At 61.6% G+C, this 14,285-nt stretch carries 11 protein-coding genes; 7 read left to right on the top strand and 4 right to left on the bottom strand.

Translation table 11 applies throughout. The features are described from left to right. Window positions 1-115: 115 nt before the first annotated feature. The 4 genes from M727_RS0134965 to M727_RS38955 form a co-directional block, all read right to left on the bottom strand. Window positions 116-1,210 carry a LacI family DNA-binding transcriptional regulator gene (locus M727_RS0134965; protein WP_027156383.1) on the bottom strand — a complete coding sequence of 365 codons (1,095 nt, stop codon included), beginning with the start codon at window positions 1,208-1,210 and terminating at the stop codon, window positions 116-118. 110 nt (window positions 1,211-1,320) lie between these two features. After that, entirely contained in the window at window positions 1,321-2,838 is a 1,518-nt protein-coding gene (locus tag M727_RS43940; RefSeq protein ID WP_027156382.1) for an amino acid ABC transporter permease/ATP-binding protein, read from the bottom strand. A gap of 76 nt (window positions 2,839-2,914) precedes the next feature. Beyond that, window positions 2,915-3,751 carry an ABC transporter substrate-binding protein gene (locus tag M727_RS0134955; protein WP_027156381.1) on the bottom strand — a complete coding sequence of 279 codons (837 nt, stop codon included), beginning with the start codon at window positions 3,749-3,751 and terminating at the stop codon, window positions 2,915-2,917. A gap of 161 nt (window positions 3,752-3,912) precedes the next feature. Continuing rightward, window positions 3,913-4,779: a PfkB family carbohydrate kinase gene (locus M727_RS38955; protein WP_051505880.1), complete on the bottom strand. Its 867-nt coding sequence runs from the start codon at window positions 4,777-4,779 to the stop codon at window positions 3,913-3,915. 101 nt (window positions 4,780-4,880) lie between these two features. On the opposite strand from M727_RS38955, the gene M727_RS0134945 reads away from it, so the two are divergent. From M727_RS0134945 to M727_RS0134915, 7 genes are all read left to right on the top strand, one after another. Further along, window positions 4,881-5,882 carry an SIS domain-containing protein gene (locus M727_RS0134945; RefSeq protein ID WP_027156380.1) on the top strand — a complete coding sequence of 334 codons (1,002 nt, stop codon included), beginning with the start codon at window positions 4,881-4,883 and terminating at the stop codon, window positions 5,880-5,882. A 60-nt stretch (window positions 5,883-5,942) separates the two neighbouring features. Next, window positions 5,943-7,070: an FAD-binding oxidoreductase gene (locus M727_RS0134940; protein ID WP_027156379.1), complete on the top strand. Its 1,128-nt coding sequence runs from the start codon at window positions 5,943-5,945 to the stop codon at window positions 7,068-7,070. A gap of 231 nt (window positions 7,071-7,301) precedes the next feature. Beyond that, window positions 7,302-9,071: an IucA/IucC family protein gene (locus M727_RS0134935; protein WP_027156378.1), complete on the top strand. Its 1,770-nt coding sequence runs from the start codon at window positions 7,302-7,304 to the stop codon at window positions 9,069-9,071. Then, window positions 9,055-10,764 (top strand): IucA/IucC family protein, encoded by a 1,710-nt coding sequence (locus M727_RS0134930; RefSeq protein ID WP_027156377.1) that lies wholly within the window; start codon window positions 9,055-9,057, stop codon window positions 10,762-10,764. The genes M727_RS0134935 and M727_RS0134930 overlap by 17 nt, the downstream gene beginning before the upstream one ends. A 13-nt stretch (window positions 10,765-10,777) precedes the next feature. Then, the gene (locus tag M727_RS0134925; RefSeq protein ID WP_027156376.1) at window positions 10,778-12,049 is read left to right on the top strand and encodes an AMP-binding protein; all 1,272 of its coding nucleotides are present in this window, start codon (window positions 10,778-10,780) and stop codon (window positions 12,047-12,049) included. Further along, window positions 12,049-13,392 (top strand): DUF6005 family protein, encoded by a 1,344-nt coding sequence (locus tag M727_RS0134920; protein WP_027156375.1) that lies wholly within the window; start codon window positions 12,049-12,051, stop codon window positions 13,390-13,392. Before M727_RS0134925 ends, M727_RS0134920 begins: the two co-directional genes overlap by 1 nt. Beyond that, a complete protein-coding gene (locus M727_RS0134915) occupies window positions 13,389-14,234 on the top strand; it encodes a sugar phosphate isomerase/epimerase (protein WP_027156374.1) in 846 nt (281 codons plus the stop codon). The genes M727_RS0134920 and M727_RS0134915 overlap by 4 nt, the downstream gene beginning before the upstream one ends. Window positions 14,235-14,285: the final 51 nt, after the last annotated feature.

The following is a 14,285-nucleotide window of genomic DNA, read 5'->3' as shown; positions in this document are numbered from 1 at the left end:
TGACCTGGCGATGCTTTCCTGAATGACCTACGACCGTTGTAGGTCAAGGCAGGCAGGGATTGAATGTCAGGGACGGGCCTTCTTCCCCTCTCAGGGGAATTCAGATCGTCCAGCCTTAGACATGCACGGCAATCGAATTGCGCTCCACCAAGCGGGCCGCCAGGACACGGTGCTCGAAAGGTAAGGTGGCCTCCGCCAGCCTCTTCAAGAGAAGCTCCGCCGCCGCCGCTCCGATCAAATGGGCGGGTTGCGCGATGGCTGTGATACCTTGTGCCACGAACTGCATCCAGTCGAGATCGTCGAAGCAAAGCAGCGAAACGTCTCCTGGAATCGCAAGCTTCAGTGCAGAAGTCGCCTCCAGAACGCCTGTCGACATCACACCGTCGGCGGTGAATAGAGCGGACGGCGCATTGCGCATCGTCAGCAGATCGAGCGCCTCTTTGCGGGCCGCCTCGCTGGAATAGACCGTCACGCGGCGGATCAACTGCAGATCCGGCTCGATTCCTGCGGCACGATGGGCTTCCAGATAACCCAACAGCCGTTGCCAGCTTGGATGGTGGTAGCGAACCTCGGCGCTGGAGAGGTCAGCGTTCGCCACGAACGAGCCGACATCATCGCGCTGGCCCGGACCTAGTTCGGCCAGTATGCCGATGCGGCTGTGTCCGGCCTCAATCATTGCAGCGATGCTGCTGCGCGTTACAGACACGTTGTCGACCACCACGGTATCGGTTTCCAGGCCCGCCACGATGCGGTCGAACTGCACCACGGGACAGCGGGCCGCGACTGCCTCACGAAGATGATCCGGCTGATCCGCGAAGGTCGACGAGACGATCAAACCGTCGACCTGTTTTTCCAGCAGCAGTTGCACTGCCTCTCGCTCGAGTTCGGCATTTTCGTCACTATTCGTAACGATAACCCCGAAGCCGCCACGGCGCGCAACATCCCCTATCCCACGCAAGACGCTCGCGTAGAATGGGCTTTCGATGTCGCCGACCACAACTCCGATAGTCTGCGTCTTACCGGTGATCAGACCTTTTGCCAGGCGATTGGGGCGATAGCCCAGCGCTGCTGCGGCGGCGCGCACCTTCTCCTGAACCTCGGGGCTGCTGTAACCGTAGTCGCCAAGCACACGCCCCGCCGTGGCGGAACTGACCCCGGCTCGGCGAGCAACCTCTATGATGGTTGCGTTTTTTGATGATCTTTGAGTCACTCAGCAAGCCCCGCCGCCCATTCGTGGGTCGCAAAGACGAGCTAGTGGCAGTTAGGCCCGCCCCGCAAGCCCGAACACAGCAGCACTCGCCGTTGCACACACTATTGCAATCAGAGCACCTCAGACAGAAAGCGCCGAAGACGTGGGCTTTGCGGATTGTCGAAAAGGTCCGCTGGTCGTCCTGCCTCGACAATCCGCCCCTCGTCCATGAATACGACCTGGTTTGCAACCTTGCGAGCGAAGTTCATCTCATGCGTAACGACGACCATCGTCATCCCGCCCCGCCCGAGGTCGGCCATCAAGTTCAGGACGCCCTTCACCAATTCCGGGTCGAGGGCGCTGGTGACTTCGTCGAACAGCATAATTTCGGGTTCGAGGGCCAGGGCTCGCGCGATGGCCACCCGCTGCTGCTGTCCGCCCGAAAGATTTGCCGGCCGATGGTCTTTGCGCTCCAAAAGTCCGACTTCATGCAGCCTTGCTGAGGCCGCGCGCTCAGCCGCCTCGCGCGACATGCCTCTTACCTTGCGCAGCGCCAGGGTGATGTTGGCGAGCGCACTGCGGTCGGGGAACAAGTTGAATTGCTGGAAAACCATGCCGACACGCCGCCGATGCTGGTCAGGGGTCTGGCTGTAGATGCTTTCGCCATCGAGCAGGATGTCTCCGGCTCGACACTCGACGAGGCGGTTGAGGCAACGCAGCAAGGTCGACTTGCCCGAGCCGGATGGGCCGATCAGGCAGGTGACCGTCCCGGGCTCCACTTTCAGACTGACGTCATGGAGCACCTGGACGGCGCCGTAGGCCATGTCGATATTCTTGACCTCGATGCTGCCACCCTTGAAGCGCGCGGGCGACTTCGCTGCGCCCGGTAAACCGGCGTCAGCCAGCTCGGCGACTTCCTTGAGGCCGCTCTGCACGCCGGTGATACGCTTGCCGACGCGCATGCGCGCGTCGATGTAGTTGACGAGGTGGGTTAGCGGCACCGTGATCACGAGATAGAACACGCCGGCCAGCAAGAGTGGTGACAGGTTGCCGGTCAGCACGGCCTGATCTTGGCCGACACGGAACAGTTCGCGTTCGGAGGCGAGCAGGCCAAGGAAATAGACCAGGCTGGAGTCTTTGACGTTGCCGATGAACTGGTTGACCAGTGCCGGCAGGACGCGGCGGATGCCTTGCGGGATCACCACCAGGCGCATGCCTTGGCCATACGTCATTCCGAGAGTGCGGGTGGCGTCGATCTGACCACGCTCGACGCTCTGAATGCCGGCCCGGAAAATTTCTCCGATGTAGGCGCCGGCAATAAGGCTGAGTGCCAGAATGCCCAGCGGATAAGGCGATGGACCGAACAGATCGCGGCCCAACCGCGCGAAGCCCTGGCCAATGATCAGAATAGTCACGATGGCGGGAAGCCCACGGAAGATATCGGTGTAGACCCGCGCGAGGAGTTTCAGCGGCCGGTTCTCGGAGATCCCCATCACGGCGAGGACGATTCCGATCAGCGTCCCGAAAAACGTCGAGGCGACAGCCAGGATCAGGGTGTTCTTGAGGCCGACCGTCACCATGTTTGGCAGAACTTCTGCCATCGCCTGGAAATCAAGGAAGCTGCGGGCGAAGGTATCGAACCAGCTCATATCAAGTCCATCTATAACTCGGCCGGGCACCGTTGCTCACGGGCCCGGCCAGAAAACACAGCAAAGTCGCTCGAACTCACTTCTTGGGCAGATATTGATCCGGCATGGGGGTGCCCGCGAACCATTTTTCGTGCAGCCGCTTCCAGGTGCCATCATCCATGGCCTCGCGCAGCGCCTTGTTCAGTGCCTCGCGGAAGGCATCGTTGCCTTTCTTGACGACGAACCCGGCTGGCGCATCGAAGGACGGCACGTTCATTGTTATCTTCAGGTTCTTGTAGCGTTCTACATACTGCTTAGCCGACTCATAGTCGGTGAAATGGCCATCGATCGTCCCATTGTTCAGCGCCGCCACTGCGGTGTTGTTGTCGGGGAACTTGACGATGTCGCCCTTCAGATTCTTCTCGGCATAGATTTCCTGCAGCGTCCCCTGGATGACGCCGATGCGCTTTCCGGCGGTGCTCTCATTGCTCGTCAGAGCCGGATCGGCCGAAATGATCGACAGATAGCCGGCGATATATCCGTCACTAAAATCCACGGTCTTCTTGCGCTCCGCGGTCGTGCCAATGGCAGCGACAGCGACGTCGAAGCGGCCGTTGGCGACGGATGGCAGCAGCGCCGAGAATTCCTGGCCGGTGAAGACAACCTGCTCCTCCTTGAACCCAAGCCGGCGCGCCACGTCGCGGAAGAGTTCAGCATCGAAGCCGGTGAAGTTTCCATTGGCGTCGGTGAAGACGTAGGGCTTCGCATCGCCCATCGTTCCGACGCTGATCGCCATCGGGTCGATGAGATTGTAGGGGTTGTCGCTCGCCTTTGCCTGCGTGGACCAGACCAATGTGCCAAATCCTGTCACCAACGCGACGGTCAGCGCCAGACCGCATTTCACCAGGTGGCGCCTGCTCGAATTTGTTTGCATGTCTTCTCCTCTTAATCGGCCGAACCCGGCCTTGCGGTTCCACTCGACGTCTGATCCATCAAAAATGCTCTTAGGCGGCGTTTCATTGAGCGGATGAGAACGTTATCACTCCCCCTAGCATTATCCGTTCCTCGCGTCAATTGTTTCGGAGAATTTCGCAGCTAGACAGCTTTCCCGGGTGGAGCGTGCCGGGCCCCGCGGAGGATCTCAGGCGTCATGTTCCCGATATCTATTGCTGACGCATGGCCGATCGCGCCGTAGTACTGGCAGGTTGCAGCCGCCGCCTCTGCGGCATGGCGGAGAATGTCCTGAGGCGCCTCTTCGTTAAGCAGGCCGAGTAGCGTTCGGGCGATGAAGGTGTCGCCCGCGCCTAAGGTGTCGACGGGTTCGACCAGCCGCGCCGGAGTGTGGTAGGAGACAGAGTCTCTGTGAAGCACCGCGCCGGCTCGACCGCGAGTCACCAAAACCCACTTTGAACCACATGCAAGCAGCTCGGATACGATTGCGGCCAATTCCTTGTCGTCGAGACCATCCCCTGAGACGGAAGCCAGATAGCAATAAGGTCCAATCTTTCGCCGATGCTCCGGTTCCCGTCGCGTAGAAAAATCGTAAGATAATAGAGAGTTACCTGACACTGAGGCAATCCACGGGTCTAATCCGCTGGACTGGCCGATATGCACGGCCTGAAAGCCTGAGAGAAAATCCAGATCTTCATGCGTCGGCGTGAACATCGAAACACCGAGGTCGAAATCCAGGAAAATCCGATCGGCGTTGTGGTGACCTATGAGGCAGTAAGCGGTCGGCCCTTCGAGGCGCCGCAATCGGGTGATGTCAACGCGCTCCGACGCCAGTGCCGTGCAGATCAGGTCCCCGGCCCGGTCTTTTCCGATCGCTCCAACATAGGCCGACTGCCCGCCGAAGCGGCTCAGGTGGACTGCGACATTGAGGCAGTTTCCGCCAGGATACATCTCGCCCCGATCAAGATAGCAATCGACCACGTTATCGCCCATCGCGGCAATCTTGACCATTGCAGGACTTTCAGCTTATAGGATGTGATAACGTTCGCACAATGACTGCTGCCTGTCAATTGCGCGCCGACCCCAACTCTGTCAGCGAGACGAGGATACTCATGATTTCCGCCCTGCCTGCCGACGTGGAACGCGCTCTGAACGCCACCGCGGGCAGGCAGTTTTCGCACCTCTTTCTCGTGGCGTGCGGCGGCTCGCTCTCGATCATGATGGCAGGCAAATACTTCCTCGACCGCCACAATGGGACATTCGCCTGTGACAGCTACAACGCGGATGAATTCGTCTGCCGAGATCCGCGGCGGTTGGGACCTGACACGCTCGTTGTCCTTTGCTCGCAGACAGGAACCACCAAGGAGACAGTGCGGGCGGCCAATCATGCCAGGGCGCGGGGCGCAACGACAATCGGCATGACGCTCGACCAGACATCGCCCCTCGCGCGGGCGGTCGACCACCCGATTGCCTACCAGGCTTCGTACACGACGGGCAAAGCAATCGATGCAGCCTACAGCAATTACGGCGTGCTCTACATGCTGCTCGCCGGTTTGATCGATGCTCGGGAGGATGGCGGGCTATCCGACGACCTGCTGATCTCCCTGGGCCATCTTCAACCGTCCATCGAGCGCGCGCACCGGGCCTACGCAGACCGGTTCGAGGCGTTTGCCCCTCGCTTCGCACCTCGAGAGGCAATCTACACACTAGCCAGCGGTGCCAGCTACGGTGCGGCCTATTCCTACGCCATCTGCGTGCTGATGGAAATGCAGTGGTACGACTCGCAGGCAATACACGCGAACGAGTTCTTTCATGGCCCATTCGAAGTCGTGGATAAGGATGCTTGCTTCATTGTCTTGCTGGGTTTGGACGAGACACGGAGCCTTTCCGAACGCGCCCGCGATTTCCTTATCGAGTACGGCAGCCGGGAAAACATCCTGGTGCTCGATGGAGCCGAACTCGACCTCAGCGGTATGTCCGAACACATCAAACCCTATCTCGTGCCTTTGGTCTTCTTCGACACTCTATGGCGTTTTGCCTACAAGCTGGCCGGTTTGCGCGATCGGCCAATGCTCGAGGGCCGGCGCTACATGAAGAAGCTGTCGGACTATTAGTCCCGCCGCGCGTGTGGCGATCTCACACCCAGCCCATCTTCCGCGTAGAAGGATTTCTCTATGACTGCATCCCCTAAGCCGCGCCATGTCGTCGTTGTCGGCGCAGGCATCTTTGGCACCTCGATGGCGCTGCACCTCGCCCGCCTTGGCTTTGATGTGACCATTGTCAACGACGGCGCGCCGTCCAACGGCGCATCCGGCCGTTCACTTTCCTGGCTGAACTCAGCGCGACGCGCGGACACTGCCTATCACCGCTTGAGGCTTGCAGGCATCGATCGTTATCGGACCCTGGCCGCTACAAGGCCGGAAACCGCATCGTGGCTTCGCTTTGACGGCGGCCTCACCTGGGATGCAGATGACGAGGCGAACCAGATCGCGTCGATGTGGCAGTTGGAGCAGGATATTGGTTATGACTCGCTTCTGCTCGACCCTGTCGAAGTTGGCGCAGTGACGCCCGGCATCGATGCCAGTGCGATCGCCCCGCAGGGCGCCATCTTCAATCCTGGCGAAGGATGGATTGACCTGCCCTCTTTGATCGATCTGCTGCTCAATGAATTCCGCTCCCGCGGCGGCAAGCTTGTTCAGGACGCTGGACGCGTGCGGATAGTTGCCACAGGCGGTCGTGCACGTGGCGTCATCACTGCTGGCGGTACGCCGGTCGAGGCGGATGCAGTCGTCCTTGCCGTAGGGCCAGCGACGCCTTGCATGCTTGCGGAGATCGGAGTCCATGTCCCCGACGCCACGCCGATTTCACTTCTCTTGAAGACCAAACCGATCAAGACCGACCTCCGTGCCGTGCTGAATACGCCGCGTGTTGCGGTGCGCCCGACGCCGGATGGCGCACTTGTTTTGGATTCGGCATGGTCGGAGGAAGAAGTCGTGGTCAACTCAGACGGCACCTACACCGTGCACGACAAAACCGTAAAGGGACTGCTCGACGAAGCTAGCGCCGTGCTCGACGGCAATCCGCGGCTCCAACTCGCAACCTACGCCGTTGGCCCGAAGCCTATCCCCGGCGATGGCGAGCCGGTGCTTGGCTCCGTCGAGACCGTCGCCGATCTTCACGTCGTCTTTAGCCACAGCGGCGCCACACTTGGACTGATCGTCGGCGAATTGCTGGCCAAAGAAATCGCCTCCGGCAATCCGCACCCCATGCTTGCAACCTTCCGCGCCAACCGTTTCGGCTAAAAGGGCAATCGCGGCCGAGATCGAACTGTCCAGATGAGCCGCGGTGGCATTGCCCAGATGACCGCCTTCGGAGGTTGATCCGCGCACCTGACTAGGATAACATGACAATCGTAGTTTAGTTTTAGCCGCGGCCGCAGCAAGGCTGGCCCTTCACGCGCGGCGCCATCAAAACCTTTGAAACTCAGCGCAGAGCGCCTGCCCGGCGTCTGTGCGACATGGCGTCCGCAACGAATGATCGACAAGAATCAGATTGCAGCAGAACAGGCAACGTTTCGAGCCTTCGCAAACAGCTATTTGCGTGAGCTGAATTCCGGAAACCCGGTGTTCCACCGCATCGGAGAACGGAACTTCGATTGCGTGGAGATTTCCCTGCCATCGCGGCATGCCGTGCTGCGCATCGAAATGAAATCCCGATCGCTTTGCGGAATGCACCTGTTTGGACAGATCTGGATGCGTCAGGATGCCGGTCCGAACTGGCACGAGATAGAACCGATCCTGGCCGTGCATCTACTTGTGCTGGGAGCCAGAGAAGCCGGATCGGCCACGCATCGACAAGCAGACGTCGAGCTCCTCGAACGGATTCTTCAGAGCTGTCAGGCGACGAAGCGTTACCTCGACGCCGCCGATAGGGCGCCGCCACCGGTCGGCTTCATAGCCGCGGAACAATCCCTGTATTTCGGACATCCGCTGCATCCGACGCCCAAGAGCCTGCAAGGCATGTCGAACTGGCAGCAGGATGTCTATGCCCCCGAATTGCGCGGCGGTTTCCAGCTGGCCTATTTCGCCGCCGCTGCCGACCTCGTCCGCGAGGATTCCGCCGGCATCGCGGTGACCTCGATCGTCAGCTCACTGCTGGGGAACGACGCCGGCAAGGTCGCCGCAGGTAACGGCGAGATGCTCCTGCCCATGCATCCGCTTCAGGCGCAAGCGTTGATGCTCGACCCGGCGGTGCGCGCGCTCATGGATTCAGCGCAGATCCGGTATCTCGGTCCGGCAGGGCCGGTGTTCACGGCGACTTCTTCGGTGCGCACGGTTTACAGCGATGACGCCGCCTGGATGCCGAAATTCTCGCTGCCCGTCCGCATCACCAACTCGAAGCGCGTCAACAGGCGGCACGAGCTGGAGGCAGGCGTTGCGGTGGCGCGCCTGTTCGAGCGCGCCGGCATCGACATGTTCGAGCCGCGCCTCGGCTTTCTCCACGACAGCGCATACGTGACTCTGGATATTTCCGGACAGGCCGAGAGCGGTTTCGAAGTCATCTTCCGCGAAAACCCGTTCCGGGGCCGCGCCGACCACCCCGTGATCACCGTTTCGGCACTGACGGCCGAACCACGTCCCGGGCACAGCTCATTGTTCGAAGCCGTCGTCCGGCGCGTCGCGCAGGATCATGATATCTCGGTGCGGCAGGCGTGCCGGCGCTGGTTCGAATGCTATCTCGACTGTGCGCTCGATCCGCTGGTCAGACTTTACGACCGGTTCGGCGTCGCGCTGGAAGCGCATCAGCAGAACAGCTTGCTTGACCTGTCGCAGCAAGGGCTGCCCAGCCAATACCTCTATCGCGACAGCCAGGGATTCTACCTCTCGAACAGTTTCAGGGCCCGGTGGTATGGCCTGGTCCCTGAGGTTGTCCATATCCGCAGTCTTTTCTTCGACGACCGCGAGATTCGCGAGCGGCTCTCCTACTATCTCATCGTCAATCAGATCTTCTCGGTCGTCGCGCGCGCCGGGCATGACGGCCTGGCAAGCGAGGCCGAACTGCTCGCCATGCTGCGTGCGCGGCTCAAGAAGCTGGCGCAAGAGCTCACTGGCGCGGGCGGCCAATTCGCGACCAACCTGCTGGACAAGTCGCACATCACCGCAAAGGCCAACCTGGCAATCCGGCTGCAGGATGTCGATGAGCTGGCCGAGGTCAGAAGCGCCATCTACACGCATTTTCCCAATCCACTGAGCCGTGTCGGGCTGTTTGTCGCCGCGGAGCAGGCACATGCCATTGCCTCTTGATCTCCACGGCATCCCCGAGCTGCGGGTGATGCGTCAGCTCGCGGAAGCCCTGGTCTATGAGGGCCTGGTCGATTGCGCGGTGTCGCAAGGCGGCGGGAAAGCCCGCTTCGAATGGCGCTGCGGCGGCGCCTCGATACGCTGCGAGGGATCGATCGGCGCCTTCGGCCGCGTCAGGGTTGTCGCCGAGACGATCGAGCGGGGCTGCGACGACCAATGGCGACCGGCGACGCTCGGCGATCTGCTTGCGAGCATAGACACCTGCCCCGAACGGCGTGCACAACTCACATCCGAACTGGATCGGACGCTTGATTTCAGCGCCTGGAACAAAAGCAATCTCCGGCCCAGACCGCGCCGCGATCTGCCATTTGCGCAACTCGACAGCGCGATCGATGAGGGTCATCCCTATCATCCGTGTTTCAAGGCGCGCACCGGCTTCGACTATGCCGACCACGCTGCGTACGGCCCGGAAGCAGGCAACGCCTTCCAGCTGGCCTGGCTGGCGGTCGCGCCCGAACGTCTGCACTCGGCGTTTCCCACGGAGGAGCAGGCTTTCTGGTTGCACGAACTCGGCGCCGAAACCTACGCGCTGCTGGACGAACGCCGTGCCCGGGTCGGCGACAATGCAAGGCGGTTCGGCCTGATGCCCCTGCATCCCTGGCAATGGAAAGCGTTGCAGGGCTCGGAGCTGTCGCGCTGGCTGGCGGAGGGCTCCGCCGGATTCCTCGGCGAGGCCGGCGACCTCTATACCGCCAGCCAATCCGTGCGGACGCTTTTCAATCGCGATCACCCGCGGCGCGCCAATCTCAAACTGCCGATGAATCTCGTCAACTCGTCGGCCAAGCGCATCATCGAACCGCATTCGGTGTGCAGCGCGCCGGTGATCAGCCGCTGGCTCAAGGACATTGTCGCCAGCGATCCGCTGTTCGAGGCGCGCTATCCGCTCACGATCCTGGCCGAATATGCCGGCACGATCGCAGATCGGGAAGGACCGCTGGCAGGACAGATCGCCGCGATCTGGCGGGAGGACGTTACCAGCAGCCTCCAGCCCGGCGAAACCGCGGTGCCGCTCAACGCGCTGATGGCCTTGGAGAGTGACGGCCGGCCGTTCGTCGCGGACTGGATCGATGAGTACGGGCTGGACGCCTGGCTCGACAGGCTTGTGGCTACGGTGGTGATGCCGGTGTTTCACCTGCTCGTCGGCCATGGCATCGCGACGGAAGCGCATGGCCAGAACCTGATCCTGATCCATCGCGATGGCTGGCCAGTAAGGCTGGCAATGCGCGACTTCCACGACAGCGTCGAATACGTGCCGGGCTTCCTGCGCGATCCCTCCACCCTTCCCGACTTCCTCGCCTTGAACCCCGCCTACCGCGACGCCGCGCCCAACCAGTACTACTGGATGGAGAGCGCCGATTTGCTCGGCGACCTCTGCCTGGACGCGCTGTTCGTCTACAACCTCGCCGAGATCTCGCATCTGCTGCGGCAATGTTACGGTCTCGACGAAGACAGCTTCTGGTCCAGCGTCGGCAGGCGGTTGCATGACCATTGCCGGCAGTTCGGGCTGACACACCGGCAGGCCGCGCTTGGCCTGTTCCAGCCACGCATCCGCACGGAATCGCTGCTGCGACGCAAGCTCGCGCCACCGGGCACCGAATGCGCTCACGAAATCCCAAACAGCCTTGCAGTCGAGTAAGGAGACAGAAAATATGATCGCAATCAACGACACGGTCTTTGATCAAACCTATTTCCGCGACGCGGCGGACCGCATTGCGGCCGCGGCGCAACTCGACAAGCGCGCAGGCGACCGTTTTGCGGTCTGTTTCTCCGAGGCGCAGGATTGGCTGGCGTTCTTCTTTGCCGCGCGCGCGGCCGGCGCCAGCGTGCTGCCGCTGCATCCCTCGACGCCATATGCCGCGGCGCGCCGGCAGGCGGAGACGGCGAAGTGCAACTGGCTTTTCTACAACCGGCTGGAAGGCGAGCCGATCTGCGAGGAGCGCGCCAGCGAAGCTGGACAGCTGCTGCAGATGAGTTCTGGCACGACCGGCGAGCCAAAATGCATCGCGCGCGCCTGGAGCGACATAGACGACGAGATCGACAGCTACACCTCGGCGTTTGTCGAGCCACAGGACATGACGCCGTTGATCGCGGGCCCAACCACCCATTCCTACGGCTTGATCTGCGGCTTAATGGTGGCGCTGAAGCGCGGCCAGTCGCCCGCCATACTCGACACCGGGAACCCCAAATTCCTGCTGCGCAAGCTGCGCGAAACGGAGCGCCCCTATCTGATCTCATCGCCGGCCATCCTTCACACGCTCGCCAGGTTGTTGCCGGCCGGCGAGCAGATCCACGCAACGATGACGTCCGGCACCCTCTTGCCCGACCCCTGGTTCGGGCAGATCAGGGCCAAGTCAAGGCACATGTTCCAGCAGTACGGCTGCTCGGAAGCCGGCTGCATCGCTATCAACCCGGATGTGCAGTCGGCTAGTGAAATCGGTCATGTGCTGCAGCGCTTCGCGTTGCGCGACGCCGGCACGGCCAGTGAGCCGAAGGAAATTGCCGTCGAGCGCAAAGGCGTGGTCGTCGAGACGCGCGACCTCGGCTACCGCCGCGACGACGGCATGCTGGTCTTCCTGTCGCGTCTCGACGACCTGATCAACGTCTCGGGCCTCAACGTCTATCCGAAGGAAGTCGAGGACGTGGTCATGACATTCGGCGGCATTGGCGACGCCGTCGTGTTCCGCAAGCAGGATGCATTCGCGGGCGAGCGCGTCGCGCTTCTGTTCAGCGCCGAACATGCGGTCGACCGGGCGCAGCTTCGGCAATGGTGCGCCGAGCGGCTTGCAGCGCACCAGATGCCAACCGAGATCGTTCAGGTGGAGCGGATCCCGCGTCAAGCGAACGGCAAGATCAGCCGGCGCGACGTGGCTGTGCGCTACGGCACGGGCGAATTCGCGCTGGTACGGACGGAGGCAGCCTGATGACCTACGATCAAATAATCGACGCAATCGCGACGATTCTGCGCGACAAGCTCGACAACCAGCACATGGATAGCTTCGCACCGCAAGCCAGGCTGAACGAGGATCTGTATCTCGATTCCGTGCTGATTCTCGAACTCATGCTGGCGCTTGAACTCGACCACGGTGTCGCGCTTCCCGAGGAGGTGATCAGCCGTCAGGATCTGGACACGGTGGACGACCTGGCGCGGCTGTTCGTCAACGTCTCGGAACCGAATGGAACATTTGTTAAGCCGGCAAAGGAACTTGTTCTCGCTCGCGCCGAACAAGAAGCGGTTGAGCGGATCGGCGTGCATGGCGAGGACTTCGTCGACATCAAGGTCCATTGCTTCGTCAGCAATGTCTGCCACGCGGTGAAGCAAGGGCAGCTTGATCATCGACCTTTCTTCTTCGGCGTCTGGGATGCGGGTTTCGCCGTCGATAAAAGCTGGCGGCTGGCGTATCACGCGCCTGAAATCAACCACGACTTCTTCCGCGATTGGTTCGAGCGCCTGTACGGCGCCAAGGTCCGCCAATGGTATCGGCCGGACGCAGCCAAGGTAGAGAACCTGGCGACGATGCTGGAGCTCCTGGAACGCAAGAAGCAGAGCGAGTACCTGATGGTCATGCTCGATCTCTTCCACCTGCCGGAGCGCGAGAACAAGTTCAACCAGAATCCGTTCCCGCACTATCTGATGTTGGAACACACCGAGGATCCGGCGGTTTGGATGGTTCTAGACCCCGATTTCCGCTGGGAAGGCAGGATCGAGAAGCAGAAAGTCATCAATGCGATCATGCAGCCGACCGTTGCCGGCGGCTTCATCTTCGACGCTGCCGACATCAGGAAACCGTCCGCCGTCGATCTGCGCGACTATTTCCTTGCCTGTTTCCATGAAGACGACAATCTGCTGACGCGCGCAACGCGCGAAGTCGTTCGGGCGCATCTGGAAGGCCGCGACGGCCTGAAACTGGCCGAGTTGTCGATGGCGCTGCGCGAGCTGCCGGTCATATCGATCCGCAAATACGCGCTGGAGCATGGCTTCGCCTTTTTCTGGCGATCGCTGCAGCTTTCCAACGCCGGGTTCGACACGATCTGCGACGACATCGAATCTCTGATCCAGGAATTCAAGGCGCTTCACTACGCCGTCATGAAACTCAGCCAGACAGGCGACGAAGCCCTGGCGTCGCCGGTGTTCGAGAAACTCGATATGCTGGACGCGATGGAGCGCTCGCTGAAGCGCCGTCTTGCCCAAACCTATCGGGTATGGTGCGACACGCGCGGCCTCCTGCACGCGCCGCGCCACGATGTCGAGGATGCCGTAGCATGAGGCTGTCGCTCTGCACGATCACCTTCCGCCATCACCTGCTGTCGCTGGAGGACATCGCGCGATGGGCGGCGGCGAACGATTTCCAGGGCATCGAGCTCTGGGGCGCACACGCGCGCAACATGCAGCATATGACCGACCGCAACGCCTCCTGGATGGCGGCGTTCGGGCTTTCGGTGCCGATGCTCAGCGACTATCTGCCTCTTGATGAGGATCTGGCGTCGCTGCGTCACGCCACGTCGAACCTCTGCCGCCTGGCCGGCCGCTGGGGCGCCCGCAAGGTGCGCACGTTCGCCGGCAAGTCGGCAAGCCGGGACACCTCGCCCGAAGCGCGCTGGCGACTGTCGGCGCGACTCAAGGACGCCTGCATGATGGCGCAGGACCAGGGCTGCCAGCTACTGGTGGAGACACATCCGGGAACGCTTGCCGATACGCTATCGTCGACGCAGCGCCTGCTCGAGGAGGTCGACCATCCGGCGCTGGGCATCAATTTCGACACCTTGCACGTCTGGGAAGGCGGCGCCGATCCGGTCGCCGCGCATGGCGCCCTGTTGCCGCATATCCGGCACTATCATCTGAAAAATGTCCGCTCGCGTGCCGACCTCGCCGTCTTCGAGCCGGCAAACGTCTATGCCGCGGCCGGAAAGCGGACGGGCATGACCGCACTTTTCGACGGCGCGGTGGACTATCTGCAATTCCTCGACGATTTGTTCGAGCGCGAGGAGGTGGATGCCTCGCTGGAATGGTTCGGCGGCGACTGCTTCAACATCCTCGCCAACGACGCCCGCAACATGCGTCTGCTGCAGGCGGACCGCGAAGCACCGATCCGCGCCGGCGTAGCGTAAGCGACCGCGTTTCGAGACCAGTTTCAGGGCCGGCACAGGTCACTCCCGCGC

It is taken from the genome of Mesorhizobium sp. WSM2561, assembly GCF_000513915.1.
GTDB classification, from domain to species: domain Bacteria; phylum Pseudomonadota; class Alphaproteobacteria; order Rhizobiales; family Rhizobiaceae; genus Mesorhizobium; species Mesorhizobium muleiense.
Note: the sequence above shows the minus strand (reverse complement) of the source record. Positions and strands in the feature narration are given on the sequence as shown.